Below are 24483 nucleotides of genomic sequence, written 5' to 3'. Positions count from 1 at the left end.
GTCTCAACGGTAAACAGTGAGCGCCATGGCGCCAAAAAGACAAGCAAACAGGCTCAGGCGCAGCAGCGCCGGATGCCAGAAGAAGCGGTACAGGTCGTAGCCGGAAAACAGTCGGTCAAAGCCCCACGCCAACCCCGCCGCGATAAAAAACATCAGGGTCATGGTGGGCATATAGACGCCGTGGAAGGCGATTTCACGAGGCATGGTTCAGTCCTTGCGGCTGCGCGTAGGCCGCCAGTGGCGATTGCGGGTCAAGCAGTGAGGTACGAATGAAGTGCAGGTAGCTTTGCACCCGCACCAGCGCCGAGGTGTCGAAGTTGCGGGCAAAGGGTTCGTCGGTGGCCTGCACGCGGCTGATGGCGTGGTCAACGGCGATCAGGGCGCGTTCAAGGTTGCTTTCGCCGGGGCTGATAAACAGTCGCACCAGGGCGCGGCCCATGACGCGGATCGCCTGCCGCCAAGGCTGAGATTCGGCATAGGCTGGGTGAATCGGCAGAATCGCCTGCTCTTTGCGCAGCTCAATAATCGCGTGGCCCACTTCCAGCACGACAAACATCCAGCGCAGCAGCTCGCGTTGCACCTTGGGCTGGCCAGCGGCCAAGCCATACGCCTGGTTCATCAGGTCGCGGGTGCGGCTTTCAAGACTGGAACTCAAACCTTTGAGCTTGCCGCTGATGGCGTACACCACTTGCTCACGCAGGTCTTGCTCCAGGCGGCTCCACAACCAGCGGCTGTTGGGCGGCAGGATGATTGCGCCCGCGGCGGCGCACACCAGCATGCCAATCACCATGGCGATGTAGTCATTGATGAACTGGTACGGGTTGTAAATAGTCAGGTTGTCCGGCACCGAACCGGTGCTGAAAAAGATCAACAACCCCAGCCCCACGCCCGCGTAGTTGGCCCGCGAGGTCAAGAAAGAGCCGAGCATGATCACCGGCGTCAGCACCAGGCACAGCAACGGGAAGCCGTCGATGTGCGGCAACACGAAGAACATCTCGAAAAAACCCACCAGCGCACCGATGAACGTGCCGCAGGCCATTTGAAAGGCCATGCGTTTAGGATTTGGCGTGGCGGCAGACAGGCCCACCGTCGCCGCCGCGATCAAGGTCATGGTGGCGCCGCTCGGCCAGGCGGTCATGACCCAGTACGTGCCCAGCACCACCAAAATGAACGAAGCGCGAATACCCGACGCCGCCGCCGACCACCAGTTGGTTTGCGATATAAACGGCTGGTCCCAGCGCTCCCGTTCGTGAGTGTGGTCGGCCAGCGAGGCATGGGTCAGCGCGTAGCTGTGCATGTCGTCGACAAACCGGTACAGCAGTTCATAAGCGGTGTTGAAGTCCAGAAAGTCCGAAGGGCTTGGCTCGGTGTGCAGAAATTCAACGCGCAAACTGCGCACATGCTCTGGCAGGCCCGCTTTGAACGCGGCCAATTGCTCGGCCAGTAAGGTGGCGTCTTTGTCGGTGAGCGAGCGAGCGTTGTAGGTGTCGAGCAGTTGCGCCAGCAGTTCCAGCTCTGGTTCGATGGCAGACACCACTTGCACCACGCCCCGGCTGCGCAACCGCGCGAGCAACTGGTGCAAGGCGTTGAAGCGTGTGGTGATGGCCATGAACTCGCTGTTGAGGCGGCTCAGGCGACCGCTGCGCCGACGCATGTGCGGGTCTTCAAACACGGTCACGCTGCGCATGCCTTCAAGGCCCACGCTTTCACCGATAAAGCGCACGTTGCTGGCTTCGTAGTCTTCCTGGGACGACTGGCCGCGCAAACCCTGGGCCACAAAACCGGCGAACACCCCGAAGCGCTGGTACAAGGCGTTGTGCATGGCCGCGCCTGCGGTTTTGGGCAGGATCGCGGCACTGATCACCGTCGAACAAAGAATGCCGAGGGAGATTTCCAGCACCCGCCACACCGCCGCCATGAATGCGCCATCGGGATGCGCCAGCGCAGGCAAGCCCACCATCGCGGCGGTGTACCCGGCCAACACAAACCCATAGGCACGAAAGTTACGGCAGCGCGCCGCACCGGCCGAACAGAGACCGACCCAGATCGCCATTGCACCGAGAAACAGCACCGTGTTTTGCGCGAACAAGGCGATCAGCGCCACCATCACCGCCGAGCCGGTCAGGGTGCCTAAAAAACGGTAGAAGCTTTTGGCGAACACTTGGCCGCTTTGCGGCTGCATCACGATGAACACGGTGATCATCGCGGTACGCGGTTGCGGCAATTCCAGGCGCATGGCCAGCCACAGGGTCAAGAACGCTGCGACCAGCACTTTGAAGATATGCACCCAGGTCACGCCATCGCTGCGTGCCCAGTCAAAAAAGCCCCGGCGCCATTCCAGCGAATACAGCCAGCGTACCGGGGCGGGCAAATGGTTCATCTACAGGCTCTCAAAATTAGCCATCAGGGGTGATGGGCTGTTGCAGGCGGGGATCGAAGCATAAAAAGATCGCAGCCAGCGCCAGCGCCTACGGGGGTTATTCATCCGATCGTCAAGGGTTGAAAATCGCCATCACGGCGGGCGGTTTGTCCGGCACGTAACGGTCGTCTTTGGGCACATCGTTGCCCGCCCCCAGACCGCCACCCAACGCCGTCACCAGTTCAGCGTGAGCACTCAAGCGGGCGGCCTGAACCTGCTGCTCGATTTGCTGCTGCTTGAACAACAGGGTTTGGGCGTTGAGCACGTTGAGGTAATCGGTCAGGCCGCGCTGAAAGGCGACCATGGCGATGTCGTAGGTTTTTTGCGCCGCTTGCACCGACTCGACGGCGAAGGCCTGCTGTTTTTCCATCGACTCACGCTTGATCAATTGATCGGAAATGCCCTTGAGCGCGCTGACCAGGGTTTGGTTGTACTTGGCCACGGCCATGTCATAACCGCCTGAAGCCACGCCCAGTTCAGAGCGCAGTCGACCGCCATCGAAGATCGGCAACGAGATCGCCGGGCCGACGTTGTAGTTAAGCTTTTTACCGCTCAGGAATGACAGTGCGCCGCCACCCGTGGCCATAAAGCCGATGCTGCCCACCAAGTCGACGTTGGGGTAAAAACCGGCGTGGGCGACGTCAATCCCGCGCGCTTGTGCGGCCACCTGCCAGCGGCTGGCGACCACGTCAGGGCGCTGACCCAGCAGCTCGGCAGGCAAGACCGAGGGCAATTTGAGGGCGGTGCCCAGCGCCAGTGTTGGACGCTTCAAGCGCGCACCTTCACCCGGTCCTTTACCCGCCAGTGCTGACAATTGGTTACGGGTCAGGGCGATTTCTTCTTCCTGAGCGTCGATCTGACGATGAATCTCGGGCAACGGCGCCTGCGCCTGGCTGACTTCAAAGTGCGTACCAATGCCGCCGTCCAGACGTTTTTGCGCCAGGTCGAGGATCTGTTCCTGCTGGTGCAGGGTCGACTCAGTGATATCAAGCTGGGCGTAATGCAGCGACAACTGGATATAGGCGCGCACCACGTTGTTCTGCAATTCGAGCTGGGCCTGACGCGCTTCGGCGACGCTCATGTGGGCCATGTCCACGGCCTGTTCGGTGGCATTGCTTTCACGGCCCCACAGGTCGAGGGCAAAGCTCAAGCCCAGTGCGGCGTTGTTATCCCAGGTCGTGGAGTTGTCGAGTGCGCCCGGCCCATAAAACTGATCGGACGGCCAGTTATGGCGTTTGAGCGTGGCGTCAGCATTGATCTGCAACGACTCGGCAGACTCGGCCACGCCCGCCATCGCCTTGGCCTGACGCACCCTGGCAGCGGCCATGGCCATGCTCGGGCTGCCCTGCACCGCGAGGCTGATCCAGGCATCCAGCTGGGGGTCGCCATAGGCGTGCCACCATTGGGCTTTGGGCCAGTTTGCGTCTTTCGCGGCGCTTGCAATCGCCTCGTCAGTGGCCAACGTATTGGCGGTCAACATCTGGCTTTTGGGGCCGATGCCACCAAAACCGATACAGCCGTTTAATGCTAACGATAAAGCCAGAACACTGAGGGCTTTAAGCTCTCTGCTGATGCGACGCGGCACTGCTGCAAATTCCTGCATGAGGGGAAGGAGGCTTGAGTCGGATAAGTCTATGGGTTGGCAGGCGCAACGATAAGCTGGCATAACTGTGAATCTTTATTACCGTTATCAGGATAATCCGTTGGTCGAATGCATAACCCTCGGTAAACACTGAAACTTCATGTCACAATTTGTTGCTGCCTACTTTGTTGCTGTCCCTTTTATTGCCCTCTGAGAGCACCCCATGGACACCTTGCAAAACATGCGCGCGTTCAGTTGCGTGGCCGAAGCCGGAAGTTTTACGGCCGCCGCCGCCATGCTGGATACCACCACCGCCAACGTATCGCGCGCGGTCTCAAACCTTGAGGCCCACCTGCAAACTCGACTATTGAACCGCACCACCCGGCGCATCGCTTTGACTGAGGCCGGTAAACGTTATTTGCTGCGTTGCGAGCAGATACTGGCCTATGTAGAAGAAGCCGAAGCCGAGGCCAGCGACGCTCATTCGCGTCCTGCCGGGCAACTGAAAGTGCACACCATGACCGGCATCGGTCAGCACTTTGTGATCGACGCCATTGCGCGCTATCGCAAGACCCACCCGGACGTGACGTTCGACCTGACCCTGGCCAACCGCGTGCCGGACTTGCTCAACGAAGGCTATGACGTGTCGATCGTGCTGGCCAGCGAACTGCCGGACTCGGGTTTTGTGTCCCAGCGTCTGGGCATTACCTACAGCATCGTGTGCGCCTCGCCGGGTTACGTAAAAGCCAACGGCACCGCCACCAAGCCCAGCGACCTGCTCAACCACGCCTGCCTGCGGCTGGTCAGCCCGGTGATTCCGCTGGATAAATGGGTGTTCGACGGCCCTGAAGGTCAAGAAATGGTGTTGATCAACACCTCGCCGTTTTTGGTCAACTCGGCGGATGCCATGAAAACCGCGATCACCAGTGGCATGGGTGTGGGCGTGTTGCCGGTGTATGCGGCTATCGACGGTTTGCGCAACGGCACACTGGTGCGCATGCTGCCCAAATATCGCTCCCAAGAACTGAACCTGTACGCCATCTACCCGTCGCGCCAATACCTGGATGCGAAGATCAAGACGTGGGTGGAATACCTGCGTGGTTCGTTGCCAGAAATCTTGACCGCGCACCAGACGGAACTCGCGACGTATAGCTGAGTCACAGCCCTCACCCCAACCCTCTCCCGAGGGAGAGGGAGCAGACAGGTGGTGTTTCAGACATTGGCGCCCCGCTTTTAGCCCCCTTTTCACTGAACACAAGACCGCTTTTAGCCCCCTCACCCTCTGGGAGAGGGGTTGAGGCGCTGCAATCTTCAGCCATGAATGTTAGCGTGCTTGCATTCCCGACAGCCGATGAGTCTTGTTCCGATGAGCCTTCCCAGCACCAAAAAAACTGTTCTCGCCTTTAGCCGTGTCTCCCCCGAGATGATCGAGCGCCTGCAACAGGACTTCAACGTCATCGCGCCCAACCCCAAACTCGGCGATATCAACCAGCAGTTCAACGACGCCCTGCCTCACGCCCATGGCTTGATCGGCGTCGGTCGCAAATTGGGGCGCCAGCAACTGGAAAACGCCAAACAGTTGGAGGTGGTGTCCAGCGTGTCGGTGGGTTACGACAACTACGACGTCGATTACTTCAACGAACGCGGGATCATGCTCACCAACACCCCCGATGTGCTCACCGAAAGCACCGCCGACCTGGCCTTCGCCCTGATCATGAGCAGCGCCCGCCGGGTGGCTGAACTCGACGCCTGGACCAAGGCCGGTCAATGGCAAGCCAGCGTTGCGCCCGCTCTTTTCGGGTGCGATGTGCACGGTAAAACCCTGGGTATCGTCGGCATGGGCAACATTGGCGCCGCGGTGGCACGCCGTGGCCATTTCGGTTTCAACATGCCCATCATCTACAGCGGCAACAGCCGCAAGACGGCGCTTGAGCACGAGTTGGCCGCGCAATACCGCAGCCTCGACCAACTGCTGGCCGAAGCTGATTTCGTGTGCCTGGTGGTGCCATTGAGCGACAAAACCAAACACCTGATCGGCCAGCGCGAATTGGCACTGATGAAGCCAAGCGCGATTCTGGTGAACATTTCCCGTGGCCCGGTGGTGGACGAACCCGCACTGATCCAGGCCCTGCAAAACGCTACGATTCGCGGTGCCGGGCTGGATGTGTACGAGAAAGAGCCACTGGCTCAATCGCCATTGTTCCAGCTCAAAAACGCCGTCACCCTGCCGCACATTGGTTCGGCCACCCATGAAACCCGCGAAGCGATGGCCAATCGTGCGCTGGCTAACCTGCGCAGCGCATTGCTCGGTGAGCGTCCGCAGGATCTGGTGAACCCGCAGGTGTGGACAGCCTGATGCGGCTCCGGCGTCTTGATAACAAGGCGCCGGGGTTGTTTTAAATCACGTCAACTTGCCCAGCGCGGTGTGAGTCAAGGCATTAAGCAAGACCTGACGCTCTCGCTTCCAGCTCTCAAAATTGCCCACGGTCGCGGTGTAGCGCTCGTTCTCGGTATCGCCCATTGCCTCAAAATCAATTTCAGCCTTTGCGGCATTCAACGCTTTGAACTGATCGGCGTAACGTTTCTCTAAAAAGCCGACCCAAAACTGGTTCAGCGTCATGTAATTGATCATTAACTCGCCCCCCTCCAAAACCAGCACCGCATCTCGCGCCCGCTCAATTACATGCGCATCTACGGTGCCAAGGGTATTGAATCGCATGTGTTTAGGTTGCGCCGGCAACTGCAACACATCGGCTAATTGCAGTCGGTAATAAAGGGCGATTTCAAGCTCATCCACCACGTCGGTGCCGCCTCTTTTTCTACCCTCCACGCTTGCCAACCGATCCAGTTGATGCCCGCGAAACTCCCCGCGTATAAGGCGCGCTAGGTTGAGTTCAGCCTGGACCGGATCATCAGAGGCCAGCGCAGCACTGACGTGCACGTGCAGCTCAAGCCTGCTAAATAGCATCGAAACTGAATCACAGCATTGCCTGGGCTCGGCTGCCAATTCAAAGAGTGCGCTGCGCAGGCCCTCGTCAAGGGCGGCTGCGTGGAGCAGTGACTGAACACGCAGGGCCAGATCCTGCGGGGCATTGGTAAAGTCAGCCGTCGTGGTCAACCGGCCAAGCCATTCAAAAAAGGCCTCTGCCTGAGGGTCTGTTTGCAGCAATTGGCATTCCTGCTGCCGGACTGTCCTTACGCGAGGATCAAGCCCGTTGAGCCAAACCCCAGCGTCAAACGGCTGTAGTGATGGGTGGCTGGCATTGTGATGCAGACCAAAACTGATACCGGTGCGCCTCTGGTAAGCCTGCAACTCACTCAAAGCAGCGGGTTCCAACGGGTTGCCTTGCAAAAAGGTAGTGCGATTGATGGCCTCAGAACCTAGCAGTACAGCGGGCGGTAACTCATGAATGTGGTTATCGGTTAAATCCAGACGTGTGAGGTGAGGCAATTGCAACGCGCCCAGTGGCCAGGTCGTTGTTTCGGTATTGGCAAGGTTTAATACCCGCAACGCTGTCAGATTTTGGGCATCGAATTTCGTCGATAACTTACAGCCTTGCAGGTTCAGACGCTGCAACCGAATCAGCAGGGCTAACGCATTTAAATTAGCTTCATCCAAACGCATCGCATTGTGGGAAAGGGACAGCTCAGTCAGGTTGTCAAGCTGACCAATGGCCTCAGGAAAGTGAGACAGGATGCAGCGTTCCATTTTCAAAACACTCAGCGCGGGGAAACAACGCAGGAACTGATTGATATTTTCTGTCACTCCCTGCCCCATTCCGGCGCCGACCCGTGTGTCGTTCAAGGTCAGTTGCCTGATGCGCCCAAAGTTCGCCGTCAGAACTGGCAAGGTAGCAACCCGCCACCCCTCCAGGTTCAGGGTGTACCCCACAATCGCCCCGTCTTCATTTGTAAGGACCGGTGTTTCTTTGCGCCACGCGCGAACCAGTGCGCGGGCTATCTCGGCCTTGTGGTCACTGGCACTCAGGTTCCACGTTTCAAAGTCAACTTTTTGTGACACCCACTCTTTCAGCTGCTGCTCCAACACAGCGAACTCGGCTTCGAGTCGAGTAAATTCGACGCCCATGTTCAATCCGCGATCACGCATTCTTTGAATGGCCCGCGCTGGCTCGCCCTGGTGACTGGCGGGGTACAGGTTTTTATAACGCCTGATTAATGAAAGATCGCCCGACCAACGCTCGGTGGCGCCTCCCCGGCCACTCAATGTGTAGCCGATACGCCCGCCGGCCAATCGTTGGGGAGGCGAAAACCACGGCTTGGGGAAAACCATGCCCAGGGCTTGAAACGCCACATCACGATTCTCGGCGGCTTTTAACGTCAACTGCTCCTTGAGCAAAACGGCTGCGCCCACATCGGTATCCCCCAATGCTTGACGCTCGTTATTGGGCAGGACTGCTAATAGCACACTGAAAAGGTCAGGCCCTCTGACGCTGACAGCCTCATCTGATACCAGAGATGCGCTCCAGCCCTGCCTTGTTTTCAAAACCGTGATCTGCACAGCAGCACTGTCAGCCCCCAGCGTACTGATCAAGGTCCCGCCAAGGGCGTCTTCATGCACGTTGATCTTGACGCTGGCTGGCCACGTGGGGAGCTTTGCGAGCCAGTGCATCATTAACTTCACACTGTCGTTATTTTGCAGAGCAGGTAAATAAAAGCCTTCAATGGCGCGGTTGATCCGCAGCTCCCGTCCATACCATCGCGCCTCTTGCGCCAAACGCAAAGGCACATGCCCCTGATTTTTCATCTGCGCAACTTCAAACGCTTTCGCACTTCCCACCAGGTCTGCGGCGATGCAGCCAGGCAGGCTCGGGTAAACACGTTTGATTAATGCCACGCCAGGGTCAGGCTGGCGCTCGGAAAGTTGATCGATGAGGTCAAACAGAGCGGGGGTAATGAGACCGTCAGATCGGGTTAGATAGTGGTAAAGCACATGGGCATTCACCACTTTATTCGGGGTTTGGGTCAGCACGTCATAAAAGAGGTCACCCGGTTTTAGTAGCTGCCTGAATGCCTGTAACTGCTCAAAGGTTAAAGCCGCCATAACGCCCTGCTGTTGCGCCCCCTCAAACGCGTCGGTGATGTCGTTGAGAAATGAGCCGTCAACATCGCCAGCCGCTTTAGACAGCAAGCTCTCAAGGCTGCGCACGAGCTTGAATCGCTGCTGTGTATCGACCAATAAAGGCGGCGGTTTTTCATGGTTGACGTGCACGCGCCTGAGCATCTCTTCGCTCGTACCGCTGGTGTGCAAAATGGCCGTGATTTGGTCGGAGTCAAAGTGCGAGGCGTCATACCCCAAACGCCTGAACAAATACTGTCCGTCCCACTCCATTGGCTGCTCAAATTGATGACGCCAGGCCCCGGCGCCGTTGCCATAGGCACGTATCGGTGCCTTGGCAAAACTGTCGGGATCAATGATTGAAGTGACTACGCCATTGAAGGGCCGCTGCACTTCATAGCAGTGAGCGTCAATGACGATGGCCGAAGCATTATCAAGGGTGTACTGCCCTTGGTTGTCAGGCTGCACATCGGCTATCACCCTTGCATCCTTCAGTGCATAACTCTTTACTTGTGGCCGCTTGGGATCAATGAACCCCTGCGCGGTTCGTTGGCCTATAAGCCGCTTGAACACGGCTGTACGCCAGCCTTGTACCGTTAACATGTGATCACTGAGCCGTCTTTCGTGCAGGGGAGAGGGTTTATACCCCGCGATCAATGCTTCAAAAAAGCTGTCCGGGCCCTCTATCGCCGGGATAGGCGCATGGGTGTGCGTGTCATAAGCGGAGTACTTGCCGCGGCCATGGTCGATAATCACCCACCCCGTGTTGCTGTATTTGTAGGGAGCGGCCCCCTTGTCGATAGCGCTCATGTCAATGATCAACTCCGCGCCCTGCCACTCTTTGATCAACGCTGCACTGGTGAGGCGAGACCATTGATCTACATCCGGGTTAAACACCCGCGGGTAGTAAATACCATCCAGCATGCGCTCGACCCGGGCCGTGAAGATGGCCTGGCGGATCGCGTTGTATAGCGTTTCAGGCAGGTGGTAAATCTCAGAGGCGACACGCGGTGTACGGCTCTCATCAAGGTGGGCCATGTAACGCACAAGCTCGGGAAAAGACCGTATTAATTCAGCACATCGAGCCTGTGACAGACCCACATGCAAATCCCGTAGCGTGCGGATAACGGGCAACTCCGGCACCTTCCTTGGGGACTCCAGCGGGAGAAAATTGAGGTCCAGGCTGCTTGCCACACCACTTGGCGGGAGACGGCCATGGTTGAGGGTCAGGGCATTGAATAATGCGGCTTTATGGGTAATGAGTTGTGTTGAGAGCAACTGGAGCATCTGTGCTTTAGTGGTCGGTAACGAGAGCTCCCGGATGACCGCGCTAAAAAAATCCTCACCAAAGGCATTGAGGACTGAAGGCGAATTCAATACAAGCTCGCCGTCATCCAGACGTTTGATGTCCAACGTGTTGGATCCGTCGCCCGCTCGCCAGGACTGGCCATAGACCTCGTTCAAATGACCGTCGTGGTCAAACACACGCAGACGCTTATCTTTAGGCCAATAGTCAAGTTGCGTCATTAACGCCAGCACAGGCCGCTCAATAACGGATAAAGCCGAGGCGTCATCTTTCAAACTTTGCGAACAGTGCTCGAGCAACCTATCTGCCTGGGCTCGGGTGACCGCATCGACCAATGACGGTGGAGCCGTGCCACCCGCCCACATGCCTTGCAACTGGTCGCGCGTCACAGCGCTGATACCCAGCGCGACGCTGGCCGATTGCTCGGTCAAATCAAGCGTCATCATGCGCAAAAATTGGGCATCGCTTAAGGCACTCAGGTCATAGGCTTTTAAGGACCAGCGCCGTTGTGTGCTATCCCACACCACTTGCGGTCGATATGACGCCGGTGCTGCGCTGGCGATGGCTTGCCATGTGCCTTGTGGATTGCGAACAACCTCAACGACCGATTTAAGGCCGTCCTTTTCAATCCACACATAATCACGCCCGGCGTGCCGGTAAATACCGTGCTCATCGGGCGCCATATTGTGTGTGACGTCCTGAGGTACGGCTGCAAAGCGGGCCGGATCGCTCATCCATAAATCGGTGGTCCCGTCACTGCGAGCATAGGGTCGGGGCTGCCCCATGCTTTGCAACACGTTTAAGTGCCTGCGGTGCGCCAGTCGCCCTGCTTTTGAGTGCAACACTGAGGTAATCAGAATATCCAGCGCATCGACCAGCGTCTGAGCCAGACCCGCATGGTTGCCCTGGCTAGCTTGCTGTAATGCGCCGAAGACATTACGCGCCGTCGCACCGAGAAATAAAAATTTAATCGCCCGCGACAATCCCGTTGTCGCGCCGGGGATCGGGATCAACAAGAGACTCGACACTTCGTCAAGCAACGTGCTGGCCATCGTCACCACGTCTTCCCAATCCTTGACCGACCTTTCTACTGCCATTTGCGTGAGGCGGTAGAGGTATTGCTCGCGGGTGAAGGTGTACAGCGTCTCTTCCAGCGAGGTACGAACACTCATTGGCTTGAACCCCAACTCGTCGAAGGCGATCCAGCCACGTTTGATGCTGGGCAGTCTGCCAACGAAGTTGAAGTGAGTGGCGTCAATGACGTCGGGAATAACCTCGGTCAGCTTCTCGTAGAAGGGAGCGGTCAAATGCGCCTCAAACCAATCCAACATATTGTCCGCGCGGGCCTTGAGCAGTTGAGCCCTGAAATCGGCAATCAATTGGCGTTGATTGGCGTGCAAACGCAACTCACCGTTTGGACGCCCTGGGAAAAAACTGAACAGCCCCTGCCCGCCCACATACTCAATCTGATAGAGCGGAATAGTAATGTGATGCTCTTCCCACTCAAATTCAGGCGCGGGACGGTTCGAGATAGTCATTCCGCTTTGCGGACGAAAACCATGACCCAACCAATACTCCGCCACTTTAAACTTTTTTGTCAGGACGATAGGGGTGACACGCAATCGGCCCAATGGGTTAACAAGCACGTCACTGAGGGCCTGGATATCCGTTCTCGCGCTGCGCGAGCGCGCAGACGTTCGGTATAGCTCCATTAAGCAAAACTGTAGGTGGGCTTTTGTATACGTGCGCAAAAGCGTCTGCAAACTTGCGCCTTCGGCCATTGAAACCTCAAGTTGCTCTCGAAGTTTCATCCCCAGGTTCAGCGCGCGTGCCACGTCAACAAATGTTCTGACGGAGATAATTGAAGTTGAATCAATACTTTCGGGGATTTGAGGGTGCCGAAAGTCAGTGCCCTTAGAGGCATTGATATAGCTGGCGTTTATCAGGCTGCCGCCTCTGAAACTGGCGAAATAAGACAGGAAACCAAAGTTCATACAGGCGGCTTGCCACAGGCTCATGCTAAGGACATGAACCACAGGCGCATGTTCATCACGAATCGGCTGCGGCTCAGGCAAAACGTCTACGTCGCTTTCATCCTCTGCTGCGCCGGAGGAGCGTTTTAATCGCGTCGCCAACGCAGAGAACCGTTCTGGTATATAGAGAAACCGGGTGTGTATATAGACCTTATGAGGGTCTAGGTCTTTGCCCGTCAACGCTAACAGTCGAGCCCGAATCAATCCCGCACCTCGGGTTTTGAATGCCTCCTTGATCGCCTGATCTTCTTTTTCAAGGTTGTTTAACGACGTCAAATGCTGGCGCACAAGCTGACGGTATCGACGTTGCTCTGCCTGTGTAAGTGAGGCCAGTTGAACGGTGATTGACTGACGCAACATATCCAACACGCGACCATCTACCCACTCTGACTCAGAAGTAAACAGAGGGAGAGCTTCATTGGCTGACAGGGTCATAGGGCGTACTCAGGGTGATAAACCTTGAGATTAACGACCTGAGCCGGCGTAAAACGTTAGATATGTACGACCTATGACAACTCGTTACGCCAACTGGGCCGCCTTGTCGTCGGGCATGACACGCGTGGGTTTGCGAAACACCAGCACGTTGCCGAGCATCACCAGCACCAGCCCCGCCAAGGCCGGTGCTGTCCATTGATAACCTTCGGCGAACGCCGATACGTTCAGCGCCACCAACGGGAACAGCACCGTGCAATAGGCGGCCCGCTCCGGCCCCATGCGCCCAACCAGGGTCAAATACGCGGTAAAGCCAATCACCGAACCCGGTATGACCAAGTACAACAACGAACCGATGTAACGGGTGTTCCATTCCATGGTGAAGGGAATGGCGTTAAATACGCAGTACAGCGCCAGCAGGCTGGCACCGTAAAGCATGCCCCACGCGTTGGTGGTCAGCGGTTTAAGCCCGGCCTTCTGTTGCAGGCTCGACAGCATGTTGCCCGCCGAAAAACACATCGTGCCAAGCAAGGCCAGGCCCAGCCCGAGCAAGGTGTCCGGGGTCGCGGTATGGGCACTCAGTTCCGGCCAGAATAAGAAACCCAGCCCCAGCAACCCCAAACCACCGCCGAGCAACACGTTACGGGCGATTTTTTGCTTGAAGAAAATCCGCGCATTCAGCGCATTCCACAGCGTCGCGGTAGAAAACACCACGGCAATCAAACCGGTGGTCACCCACTGACTGGCCGTTAAAAAACACATGAAGTTGACACAAAACAGGCACACCCCCTGCGCCAGGCAAATCAGGTGCCCGCGCCGGGTCATCACCTGCAATTTGCGCGTGAGCAGCAGCAACACAAACAGCACCAGCGCCGCCAGACCGAAGCGGTACACAATCGACACGGGGATCGCCACCCCCCCCAACTGCAACTTGAGCGCCAGCCAAGTGGTGCCCCAAATCAGCACGGTCAAAAGATACAAAGATAGGTTCATGGCACGCTCCTGAAGATGACCTTCAGTGTGAATGGCGCCCTGCCCGGGCACTTGCAGATTCTTGCGCTTTTGTCGCTCGGGGGCTGGCGGCGCTGACAAGGCAGCGTAGGATGCAAGGCGTTGGAGAAATGACCATGACCGCGTTCGACACCCTGCAAGTGTTTCAGTCCATGAGCCGCTCGCCCAATGCTCGCCTTGAGCACTGCGCCGAGCTGGGTGACGGTATGGCCGCCGCTTTGTGGACCAACCATCACGATGCCCGCGACTATGAAGCGCCCACCCATCACACCCTGTCGTGCTACATCTCGGGCGGCACCGGTACGTTTCGGCGTGAGCAACCCAGCGCCCGAGGGGCACCGGGCAAACTGTGCGTGTTGCCTGCCGAGCACCAATCGGCATGGGTCATCAATGGCGAAATCCGTCTGGCCCATGTGTATGTCAGTCAGGCGCAATTCGCCCTCGGTTGCATCAGCCTGCTCGATAAAGAACCGCGCACCCTGCAATTGCGTGAATACACGTTTCTGGACGATGCGCAGCAAACCTTGCGCTTTCATCAATTACTGAAGATGAACTGGACTGAACCGGGCGAGCGCATGCTCACCAGCAGCCTGGCCAACGAATTGCTCGACCACGCCGTACTGAGCCAGGTGGGGTTACGCGAGGGTTTGCAACTCAAGGGCGGACTGGCGGCGTATCAGCGCCGCCAGTTGGTGGACACCATCGAACAGCAACTGGCCGAGCCGTTAAGCATCGGCCAGCTAGCGGCGCAGTGCGCGCTGTCGCCTTATCACTTTGCGCGTATGTTTCGTGAAAGCTTTGGTGTGGCACCGCATCAATACGTGCTGGCACGGCGCTTGAGTCGAGCGCGCTCATTACTGCGGCACAGCTCGCTGGCATTGGGCGAAATCGCGCTGAGCTGCGGTTTCGCCAGCGCCAGCCACTTCACCAACCGGTTTAAACACACGCTGGGCGGTACGCCGGGCGAGTACCGCGCGGCGTTCAGGCCATAAACCCGCAGTCGCTGCCCAAGGCGGCGCAGTGAGTTAAAACTCCAGCGTGCTGGCCACGGACACTTGCCGCGAGTCGCCCATCGAAACGAAGGTGCGACTGGCCGCCGAGGTGTAGTAAGTGCGGTCGAACAGGTTTTTGATGTTGAGTTGCAATTTGACCTTTTGCCCTTCTACCTGCGTGTCGTAGGTCGCAAACGCATCGGCCACCGTGTAGCCCGGCAGGTCGAAGTCGTTGAGCGCGTCCCCTGCACGTTCGCCGACATACCGCGCACCCGCACCGAGACGCAATTGATCGCCGCCAAACACGCTGCCGACCTCATACACGGCCGACAGTGAACCGCTATTTTTGGCCACGTTTTGCAGGCGCATGCCGTTGTAGACCGGGTCTTTGGTCACCTCGGCATCGGTGTAGGCGTAGCTGCCAATCAGGCTCCATTGGTCGCTGAGCTGGCCACTGACGTCCAGCTCCAGGCCCCGCGAACGAACTTCGCCCGCCGCTGAATACACCGTGTCTTCGCCCACGGTGGTGGACACCAGTACGTTGCGTTTTTTAATGTCATACAACGCCACGGTGCCGGTGATGCGCCCCGGCATGTCCAGCTTGGCCCCCACTTCCCAAGACTTGGACTGCTCAGGTGCGATGGCCGAGTCCAGCACCACGCCGCTGGTCAGCGGGGCGATGGTGGAGTTGGGTTTGAACGATTCGGTGTAGCTGGTGTAGAACGACAGCTCGTCGGTGTAGCGATACACCAGCCCGGCACGCGGGATCCACTTCTGACCGTTGTTGTCGGTGTTGGCAGTAAACGGGCGACCTTTGCCCGCCAACTGGTCGTACTTCTGGAAGCGCCCGCCTGCGACGAAAATCCATTGGTCGGTAAGGTGAATCGAGTCCTGCATAAAGAGCGAATCGCTGCGCAGCAGGTCGGTCTGGTTACTGTCGCTGGCGCTGACGGTGGTGCCGGCCACTTCACGGCCATACACCGGGTTGAGGTAGCTGAAGGGGTATTGGCTGGTTTGGCGGATTAAATCGGCGCGGTAAATCTTGCGGTATTCATCGTCCAGCCCGAACACCACGTCATGCTGCATACCTGCCGCCTGCACCTTGCCTTGCAGGCTGAGCGTGGCAAAACGATCAGTGGTGATTGCGCCTTGAGTGCCGTCCATTTTGCGCGTGAGGGTGCCGGTCTTCGGGTTGACCGCCGTGACCCGCACTTGGCTGGCGTCGTAGGTTTCGCGGTTCCAGCTGTAGCCGAAGTGGGTTTTCCAGTCATCGTTAAGGTCGTGATCGACTTCAAAGCGGTACAGGTCCGAGCGTCCTTGCATGTTGTTGAACGGCTCGTCCAGACGACGTGTGGCCGGAATGTCCAACGGGTGGTTGGTCGCAGGATTAATGGCGGTGCCCCGGTCAAACGGCGACAGGAACTCGCGGTGTTCGTAAGCCAGCAACACTTGGGTCGTGTCGCCGTACCACGCCAGCGACGGGGCAATCAGGGTCTCGCGGTGCGTGCCGAAATTGCGCCAGTAATCCTCATCTTCGTGATCAACGATCATGCGATACGCCAGCCCCGAATCCCCCAGCGCGCCGGTGCTATCAAAGCTGCCACCGCTGCCGTTTTTTCCCGAGCCGTAAGTTGAGCCGCGCACCGTCAGGGCGTTGTACTGCTCCAGTTGCGGTTTTTTGCTCACCACGTTGACCACCCCGCCGGGGTCCTGAATGCCATACAACAACGAGGCCGGGCCTTTGAGCACTTCGATTCGCTCGGCGGTGGCATTCAATGCGCGCCCCTGCACGAGCGGCATGCCGTCGCGCATGATCGAGCCGTCGCGGTTGTCGCCAAAGCCGCGTTTCATCACGGAGTCCTGGGTGCTGCCCAGCGTGTTGCCCTGGGTGATGCCGCTGATGTTGTTCAGTGCATCGTCCAGATTGCGCGGCACCTGATCGCGGATCACCTGCGCTGCCACCACGTTAATGGTGTGTGGGATTTGCAGGGTGTCGCCCTGCCCACGCATCACCGAGGTCACGGCGGGGGGCTGGTAGCTGGTGTCGTTGTGCGCCAGCGAAGTGATGCGGGTGGCGCCCAGGTTCAAGGCACCTGCGGTCGGCGCGGGTTCGAGGGCGAAGGTGTGGGCGTCTGTGCGTCGAGCCGTGAAGCCAGACTGCGCGAGCAAGGTAAGCAATGCCTGTTCGGCACTCATGCGGCCCTTGAGCGCGGGGGCTTGCAAACCATACGGTGCTTCGTCGGTGTAGACCACGCTCAGGCCGGTCAGCCGACTGAAGTCATTCAACGCCTGAGGCAAGGATTCGGCAGGCAGGTTGAAGGCAAATTCACGCTCGGTGTGATGGGCGGTGGCCTCTGCGGCCACAGCCACGCTCAACGGGGCCAATGCCAGACCGGCCATCAATAACGCAGACGCACCTAACCACTGTTTAACCAAACCGCTTGGCGCTGACATTGCCTTGGACTTCATGCTCATGACCTGTGTGTCGACCTGTTACGTAATGCGAATTTTTCGCATTTTCAAGCACTACACGGATCGGCGAGGGGTTTACCTCACCCAGGATTGAAAAAATAATCGCGGTGACGATTTTCCCCTCATCGCCATCCTCTCCCGAAAGGAGAGGATGGCGATGGGCGAAGGCGTCAACGCAACACAATCACCCGTCCAAGCACGCTGTGCTGTTCAAACCCCAGCACGCTCTGCAAAGAATCCAGCACCGCTTGCGGGTCGCGACTGGGGAAACTGCCACTGATACGCCGACGCCCCAGCTCGGCATTGAGCAACACAATGTGCCCCGGAAAATAACGTTCGAGGTCCGCCACTACGTCTACCAGCGGCGTTTTTGCATACGTCAGCCACCCGGTTCGCCACCCCAGCTGACTTTTAGCGTGCGCGGCATGCAGCGTCTGCGTAACGCCGGCACTGTATGCCACTTGCTGGTCAGCGGTGAGAATCTGCTGCGGCGCGCCTTTGCCAGCCGTCACACCCACCCGCCCGGACAACACCGTCACTTGCGCACCGGTGGGCTGCAAACGCACTTCAAACTCAGTGCCCAGCACCCGCGCTTGCCCCTCATGGGCATCGACTACAAACGGCTCGCCCGTGTGGGTGACATGGAAAAAAGCCGCGCCACGGCGCAGCTGCACATGGCGCTCGCCAGCGCTGAAGTTCACCGCGAGGGCGCTGTCGGCATCCAGTGTGATGTGCGAACCGTCCACCAGCGTGATGGTGCGCACTTGCCCCGGCGCACTCACATAGTCGGCGCCCAAATCATCGACCCAGCGTGCTGGCTGCCACCCGGCAAACACGCCAACCATCAGCAGCAGGCATGCGGCGACGGCCAGCCCACTGGACCACTGCCACACACGACTGCGTTTGGATTCGTTCATGGCTGACAGGTAACGCTGCATCGCCAACGCGTCTTCATCAGCCAACTGGCTACCTGCGACTTCGGTCAATTCCCACACCACTTGCGCCTGGGCGTAGGCCTCGGCATGGGCTGGGTCTGCCTGTAACCAACGGCTGAAGGTGGCCTGGTCGCCGCTGTCGGGCTGGTCGTGCAATACGCTCAACCACGCCAGCGCCGTGCGCTCTTGCTCAGCGGTAATGGGGATGTTCGAACGGTTGATCACGGCGCTGTCCCTGTCGGTGGCTCACGCAAGCTGGCCTTGCAGGCTTCAAGGGCGCGCATCATATGTTTTTCGACGGCACTTTGGGACACGCCCATGACCTTGGCGATGTCGGCGTAGGTACGGCCATGAATGCGATTAAGCAAAAAGATATGCCGCGTGCGCTCGGGCAAGGTGCGCAACGCGGCTTCGACCTGACGTAAATCGTTGCCCGCCTCAAGCGCTGCCTGCGGCTCACAGCCGTGGCTATCGGGTTCAGTCTGCCACTGCTGGTTGATTCGCCCGCGCGAGCCTTCACGGCGTAAATGATCAATAGCGATGTTGCCCGCGCACCGCAGCAGGTAGGTGCCCAGCTCTTCGACCTGCACCAGAGGGCGGCGCCAAAAACGCACAAATAAGTCCTGTACCAAATCAGCTGCCGTCGCACGACAACCCACGCGGCGGCTGACCAGCGCTTCCATTTGCAAGCGTTGGGATAAAAAAACCTGCAGGAAATGCGCACGTCCATGGCGCGATTCGCTGTCGGGGCCTTCCTGAAGGTCGGGAGGATTCATGGGCGTCGCAAGCAGATGTTCAAAAGGAAAGCGATACTAATGATAAATATTCTCATATGCAAAAGCAGATGACGGCCTGCACGCACGTTGCTGATCAAGGGTGATTGCCCAATGCAATCACACACCCCTACAATGCGAACAATTCTTGTTCTCTAAAGCGTTTTTAGCGCAGTCGGAGTGTTGGTTGTCGCCGTCAAATCACGTTGAGGTCCTGTATGTGGACCACCACAGCTGGCTCACAGGCTGGTTGCGGCGCAAGCTTGGCTGCCCGCAAAGCGCCGCTGACCTGGCTCAGGACACGTTCATGCGCCTGCTCACGGCGCGCGAAACCCCGACCCTGACCGAGCCGCGCGCGTTTTTGACCACCGTCGCCAAGCGCGTGCTGTTTAATCACTACCGTCGCCAGGACCTGGAGCGCGCCTACCTGCAAGCCCTGGCCGATCTCCCCGAAGCCGTCGCGCCGAGTGAAGAAGAACGCGCAATCATCCTGCAAACCCTGGTGGCGCTGGACCAATTGCTCGACGGCCTGCCCTCCCCGGTCAAACGCGCGTTTTTGCTGGCGCAACTCGATGGCCTGAGCTACGCGCAGATCGGCGCGCAACTGGGCATTTCCATTGCGACGGTCAAACGTCATTTGAACAAAGCCGCCCTGCGCTGCTATTTCGCTTTATGAACGGCACATTCAACAATCCCCCGGATATCGCGCCGCAGGTGGCTGAGCAAGCGGTGAGCTGGCTGGTCGAAATGCAGGGCGGTGCACTCAGCCCGCGTCGTCAGCAGGCGTGGGAGCACTGGCTAGACGCTCACAGCGAACATCAGCGTGCGTGGGATCACATTCAACGGGTCAATCAGCGCCTGCGCGGGTTGCATTCGCCCCTCGCCCACGCCGCCCTGAACGCGCCTAAAAGCAACACTCGGCGCCAAGCCCTCAAAGTGTTGCTGCTAGTGGGGGCAGGCTCGGCCGTGACTTATGGCCTGCGCCAACAACTGCCCATCACGCCTCTGTTGGCCGATTACAGTAGCCCGGTGGGTCAACGCCGCACGGTGACGTTGCAGGATGGCAGCCAGATCCAGCTCAACACCGCCAGCGCGGTGGACGTGACCTTTGACGCACAACAGCGGCTGATTCGTTTGCTTGAAGGCGAGATGCAACTGACCGTGGCTGACGATCCGCGCCCGTTGCAGGTTGTGACCGCGCACGGTCTTTTACAGCCCCAAGGCGCGCGATTCAATGTGCGCCAGTTGCGTGACCACACTCAATTGGCGGTCTTTGCAGGGCAGGTAACACTATCGCCTGTGGCGCACAGCGGCGGTGCGCTGGTGGTCGAGGCTCGCCAGCAAGTGAGTTTCACCGCAAAGGCGTGGAATGCGACGCACGCACTGGATGCAGGCAGTGGCGCCTGGGTCGACGGCATGCTGGTGGCCGCGCATATGCGTTTAGGCGACTTTCTCGCCGAGCTGGGGCGCTACCGTCGTGGTCAGCTCAACTGCGACCCTAAAGTCGCCAACCTGCTGATCTCCGGCACTTACCCGATTGACGATACCGAGCGCGTGCTCGATGTGTTGCCCCTCAGCCTGCCGGTACGGGTCAGGCGCTTTACCCGCTATTGGGTCACGGTTGAATCCAACGTTTAGCCCCTCATTGGCGCACGGTGCGATTTATTTTTGCGCGGTTGAGCTGATTTCACATCTGGCGTGACAGAGAAGGTAAGCCACTTCGATTCTCATCTTCTCAGGACCACTTCATGCCCGTTCAGCCTTCGCGTCTCACCTGCCTGGCCCGTTTAGTGTTAGGTGCCAGTCTCACTCTGGGTGCCTTACCCATGGCGTTTGCCGAGGCCAGGGCCTATCACATCGCGCCCACCTCACTGGAAGCGGCCTTGAACCAGTTTGGTCGCGAAGCCGGGGTGCTGATCTCATTTGGTTCGTCCACCGCCAGTGGCATTCAGAGCCGTGGCCTGGAAGGCAACTACAGCCCGGAGCAAGGCTTGCAAGCCTTGCTCGAAGGCACTGGCCTGCAAGCCCGCGCTGAGGGCCAAGGCGCGTTCAGCCTGCAACCGGTGACCCGCGCCAGCATTGAGTTGGGCGCCTCCAGTGTGGTCGGCGACTGGTTGGGTGACGCCGCACAGACGGACGTGTTCGAACACCCCGGTGCACGTGACGTGATCCGCCGCGAAGACTTCGAACGCCAGGGCGCCACCTCGGCCCGTGAGGTGCTGAACCGCATCCCCGGCGTCAACGCCCCGGAAAACAACGGCACTGGCAGCCATGACATGGCCATGAACTTTGGCATTCGTGGTCTCAACCCGCGCCTGGCCACCCGCTCCACGGTGCTGATGGACGGCATCCCGGTGCCGTTCGCCCCGTATGGCCAGCCACAACTGTCGTTTGCGCCCGTGAGCATGGGCAACATGGACGCCGTCGACGTGGTGCGCGGTGGCGGCGCGGTGCGCTATGGCCCGCAGAACGTAGGCGGCATCGTCAACTTCGTGACTCGCGCCATTCCCGACGAGCCGACGGTCAAGGCCGGTTTCCAGACCGAGACCAGCCCGTCGTCCAGCCATGACGGTTTCAAGACCACCGGCAACCTGCTGGCCGGCGGCACGGCCGACAACGGGCTGGGTGGTGCATTGATTTATTCCGGCACACGCGGCGGCGACTGGCGCGAACACAGCGACACGCGCATCGATGACTTGATTCTCAAAGGCAACTACCCCATCGATGACGCCAATAGCCTGCACGCGATGGCGCAATACTACGACGGCGAAGCCGATATGCCGGGCGGCCTGAGTACAGCGGACTACAAAGCAGACCCGTATCAGTCGACACGCCCGAACGACAAATTCTGGGGCCGTCGCACCCTGGTCAATTTCGGTTATCGCTATCAGCACGATCGCCGCGAATTCACGGTCAACAGCTTCTTCACCAAAACCCTGCGCAGCGGCTATCTGGATCAGGGTTCATTCCTGTCCTTGTCACCCCGCGAATATTGGGTGCGCGGCATTGAAACTCGCTTCTCCCAAGGCTTTGATCTGGGCAACACGGCCCATGAATTCGGCGTGGGGTATCGCTATATCAGTGAGGCCGGTCACGAGTTGCGCTATCGCACTCCGATTGCGGCCAACCAGTTACCGACCACCAACAGCCGCAACGACCGCGACACCCGTGGCGCCACCGAAGCCCATGCGTTCTTTATCGATGACAAGATCGACATCGGTCAGTGGACATTCACCCCCGGCATTCGCTACGAAATGATTGAGCAAGAGCAAACCAACCTGCTGACCCACGTTAAATACAAAGGCGACTACAACACCCCGCTGCCTGCCTTGAATGTGCTGTACCACGTGACAGACAGCTGGAATATCTACGCCAATACCGAAAGTTCGTTCGGCAGCGTGCAATACAGCCAAATGCCGAACCGGGTCAGCGGCGGCGAAGTCAAGCCAGAAAAAGCCCGCACGTGGGAGCTGGGCACACGCTACGACAATGGCAACCTGCGGGCGGAGATCGGCGCGTTTCTCATCAACTTCAACAACCAATACGACAGCAACCAGACCACCGACACGGTGATCGCCCGCGGCAAAACCCGTCACCAGGGCATCGAGGCCAGTGTGAACTACGCACTGGACGGCCTGACCCCTGCGCTGGCAGGGTTTGACGTGTATGCCACCTACGCTTATGTCGACGCGACCATCCGCGAAGACGGCCCGAACAAGGGCAATCGTGTGCCGTTCTCCTCCAAAAACAAAGGCACATTGGGTATCGGTTACACCCAGGGCCAATGGAAAGCCAACCTCGACAGCAGCTACCAGACCGACCAGTTCGCTGACAACGCCAATACCCGTAAAGAAAGTGCTGACGGCAGCACCGGAAAGATCCCCGGCTACATGCTGTTCAACAGCCGCGTGGGCTATGACTTCGGGCATCAATTGTCAGACCTGAACGTCGCGGTCGGGGTTAAAAACATCTTGAATCACGAATACTTCACCCGCTCGTTTGACGACAACAACAAGGGCAAATACGTGGGGGAGCCGCGCACGGTGTACGTGCAGACATCTGTCGCATTTTGATATAAATCGGCAAAGGCCCGCACCCACGGGCCTTTCCTACAAACCGAAGACTGACGCCGATCACGGCATATGATCTTTCCTGAAAATAGAGCTTGAAATATTTGTCCATCGGCTCAAACACTGTAACTGAGCGATGACGATGAACCTTTGTCCACTCAAGGCCGTCAGACCTCACACGAGCACGCTGAAATAAGGGAAGCACTATGCAAATCCAGGTCCATTGCGATACACACATCACCAATGACGTTCGACTGGAGGAGTGGGTAAAGACCACTGTTGTAGAGAGGCTCGACCGTTTCGAAGATGACATCACACGTGTCGATGTTTTCCTGAGTGATGAGAATGGTGGCAAGTCCGGGCCAAACGACAAGCGCTGCAAAATGGAAGCGCGCCCAAAAGGTCATCAACCACTGATCGTCTCTGAAGACGCCGACTCCGTATACCGAGCCATCGAGGGCGCTGCCGAAAAACTGCAACACGCACTTGAGCACTTGTTTGGCAAACTGCGAAACAAACCTTCGGCGAAACTGCCCGCTGAAGGTTTTGGTGAAGAAGAGTTAAAAGAAAGCGCTGACGACTTGCTCGAAGAAGAGTTTTTGGAAAAAGAAAAAGAACTCGACAAAATCAGCTGATTCAGCTGGCAAGACGCACTAAAAAAGGGCGGGACTACTCAGGTAGTCCCGCCCTTTTTTGTACTGCTGTGCCGGGTTTACAGCTCGCCCTTCTCGACCTCAGGGTGCTCCCCGGAGCCAGCACCGGTCTTGCGGTGCGGGTTTTCGATCTTCACCGACGGGAACTGCGACGAGGCATAGCGCACCACCAGAATCGCAAAGGCCAGCAGCAAAATGGCGCCGGTCAAATACACCACACCCATGTCTGGCGGGTTGTGATGCGACACGTTGGAAATCAGCAAACGGGTCAACGCCGTGATCGCCACATAAATCAGGAAGCGCACCGGCATGTGGTTGGTCTTGAAATAAATCCCGACCATGGCGCCCAATTCGAGGTAGATAAACAGCAGCAGGATGTCATCGATGGAGATATTGCCCTTCTCCACCATGCCCAGAAATTCCATCACGGCAGCCCATGCCGTGACCGCACCAATGGCGAACAACGCCAGGTAATGGAAGGTTTCGACAAACAAATTGCCCATCGACTCAGCCAGTTCATGCACTTGGCGCCGTAGCTTTTCGGCTTTATTCACTTTCACGATGCAGCTCCTTGAAACGACTCGAACGGATCATCCGCGATGCTCATGACACTTTCTGCATGCAGAAAAAAGGCCAGCACCACGGATGAGAAGATGGCAGGCCGCTATTAGACACGTCGTGTACCCCGCTTCACACGCCAATTGCAGCTAGAGTAAAAAAGCCGCTAT

Annotated in this window: 16 protein-coding genes; 7 read left to right on the top strand and 9 right to left on the bottom strand. The window is 58.2% G+C overall.

Features of this window, described 5'->3' with window-relative positions:
- Positions 1 to 3: 3 nt before the first annotated feature.
- From TU86_RS05090 to TU86_RS05080, 3 genes are all read right to left on the bottom strand, one after another.
- Positions 4 to 204 carry a DUF1656 domain-containing protein gene (locus TU86_RS05090; RefSeq protein ID WP_016781859.1) on the bottom strand — a complete coding sequence of 67 codons (201 nt, stop codon included), beginning with the start codon at positions 202 to 204 and terminating at the stop codon, positions 4 to 6.
- A complete protein-coding gene (locus TU86_RS05085) occupies positions 194 to 2380 on the bottom strand; it encodes an FUSC family protein (RefSeq protein WP_048363218.1) in 2187 nt (728 codons plus the stop codon). Before TU86_RS05085 ends, TU86_RS05090 begins: the two co-directional genes overlap by 11 nt.
- Positions 2381 to 2492: 112 nt before the next feature.
- The gene (locus tag TU86_RS05080) at positions 2493 to 4004 is read right to left on the bottom strand and encodes an efflux transporter outer membrane subunit (RefSeq protein WP_048363217.1); all 1512 of its coding nucleotides are present in this window, start codon (positions 4002 to 4004) and stop codon (positions 2493 to 2495) included.
- A 220-nt stretch (positions 4005 to 4224) separates the two neighbouring features.
- Between TU86_RS05080 and TU86_RS05075 the strand changes: the two genes are divergently transcribed.
- Together TU86_RS05075 and TU86_RS05070 are read left to right on the top strand one after the other, a co-directional pair.
- On the top strand, positions 4225 to 5157 hold the full coding sequence (locus TU86_RS05075) for a LysR family transcriptional regulator (protein ID WP_048363216.1): 933 nt from the start codon (positions 4225 to 4227) through the stop codon (positions 5155 to 5157).
- 210 nt (positions 5158 to 5367) lie between these two features.
- Positions 5368 to 6357, top strand: a complete 990-nt coding sequence (locus tag TU86_RS05070; RefSeq protein ID WP_048363215.1) for a 2-hydroxyacid dehydrogenase — start codon at positions 5368 to 5370, stop codon at positions 6355 to 6357.
- A gap of 45 nt (positions 6358 to 6402) precedes the next feature.
- On the opposite strand, the gene TU86_RS05065 is transcribed toward TU86_RS05070, so the two are convergent.
- Both TU86_RS05065 and TU86_RS05060 read right to left on the bottom strand, forming a co-directional pair.
- Positions 6403 to 11922: an NEL-type E3 ubiquitin ligase domain-containing protein gene (locus tag TU86_RS05065; RefSeq protein WP_157395881.1), complete on the bottom strand. Its 5520-nt coding sequence runs from the start codon at positions 11920 to 11922 to the stop codon at positions 6403 to 6405.
- Between the two features lie 1014 nt (positions 11923 to 12936).
- Entirely contained in the window at positions 12937 to 13842 is a 906-nt protein-coding gene (locus tag TU86_RS05060; protein WP_048363213.1) for a DMT family transporter, read from the bottom strand.
- Positions 13843 to 13976: 134 nt separating this feature from the next.
- Between TU86_RS05060 and TU86_RS05055 the strand changes: the two genes are divergently transcribed.
- Positions 13977 to 14852, top strand: a complete 876-nt coding sequence (locus TU86_RS05055) for an AraC family transcriptional regulator (protein ID WP_048363681.1) — start codon at positions 13977 to 13979, stop codon at positions 14850 to 14852.
- A gap of 33 nt (positions 14853 to 14885) precedes the next feature.
- Here TU86_RS05055 and TU86_RS05050 read toward each other — a convergent pair whose 3' ends face one another.
- The 3 genes from TU86_RS05050 to TU86_RS05040 all read right to left on the bottom strand — a co-directional run bounded on the left by TU86_RS05050 (position 14886) and on the right by TU86_RS05040 (position 19035).
- Entirely contained in the window at positions 14886 to 17321 is a 2436-nt protein-coding gene (locus TU86_RS05050; protein ID WP_048363212.1) for a TonB-dependent siderophore receptor, read from the bottom strand.
- A gap of 173 nt (positions 17322 to 17494) precedes the next feature.
- Positions 17495 to 18484, bottom strand: a complete 990-nt coding sequence (locus tag TU86_RS05045; protein WP_048363211.1) for a FecR family protein — start codon at positions 18482 to 18484, stop codon at positions 17495 to 17497.
- Positions 18481 to 19035: an RNA polymerase sigma factor gene (locus TU86_RS05040; RefSeq protein WP_048400158.1), complete on the bottom strand. Its 555-nt coding sequence runs from the start codon at positions 19033 to 19035 to the stop codon at positions 18481 to 18483. The genes TU86_RS05045 and TU86_RS05040 overlap by 4 nt, the downstream gene beginning before the upstream one ends.
- A 184-nt stretch (positions 19036 to 19219) precedes the next feature.
- Here TU86_RS05040 and TU86_RS05035 point away from each other — a divergent pair, with 184 nt between their 5' ends.
- The 4 genes from TU86_RS05035 (at position 19220) to TU86_RS05020 (ending at position 23737) form a co-directional block, all read left to right on the top strand.
- A complete protein-coding gene (locus tag TU86_RS05035) occupies positions 19220 to 19708 on the top strand; it encodes a sigma-70 family RNA polymerase sigma factor (protein WP_048363209.1) in 489 nt (162 codons plus the stop codon).
- A complete protein-coding gene (locus TU86_RS23835; protein WP_048363208.1) occupies positions 19705 to 20670 on the top strand; it encodes a FecR domain-containing protein in 966 nt (321 codons plus the stop codon). Before TU86_RS05035 ends, TU86_RS23835 begins: the two co-directional genes overlap by 4 nt.
- A gap of 110 nt (positions 20671 to 20780) precedes the next feature.
- Positions 20781 to 23105 carry a TonB-dependent Fe(3+) dicitrate receptor FecA gene (gene fecA, locus TU86_RS05025; RefSeq protein WP_048363207.1) on the top strand — a complete coding sequence of 775 codons (2325 nt, stop codon included), beginning with the start codon at positions 20781 to 20783 and terminating at the stop codon, positions 23103 to 23105.
- Positions 23106 to 23308: 203 nt separating this feature from the next.
- Positions 23309 to 23737: an HPF/RaiA family ribosome-associated protein gene (locus TU86_RS05020; protein WP_048363206.1), complete on the top strand. Its 429-nt coding sequence runs from the start codon at positions 23309 to 23311 to the stop codon at positions 23735 to 23737.
- A 77-nt stretch (positions 23738 to 23814) separates the two neighbouring features.
- Here the strand turns inward: TU86_RS05020 and TU86_RS05015 are convergent, their stop codons facing one another.
- Positions 23815 to 24315 carry a phosphate-starvation-inducible protein PsiE gene (locus TU86_RS05015; protein WP_048363205.1) on the bottom strand — a complete coding sequence of 167 codons (501 nt, stop codon included), beginning with the start codon at positions 24313 to 24315 and terminating at the stop codon, positions 23815 to 23817.
- Positions 24316 to 24483: the final 168 nt, after the last annotated feature.

The organism is Pseudomonas weihenstephanensis (assembly GCF_001043055.1).
Lineage (GTDB): Bacteria > Pseudomonadota > Gammaproteobacteria > Pseudomonadales > Pseudomonadaceae > Aquipseudomonas > Aquipseudomonas weihenstephanensis.
The sequence above is the reverse complement of the archived record's forward strand: the minus strand, read 5'-3'. Positions and strand labels throughout refer to the sequence as shown.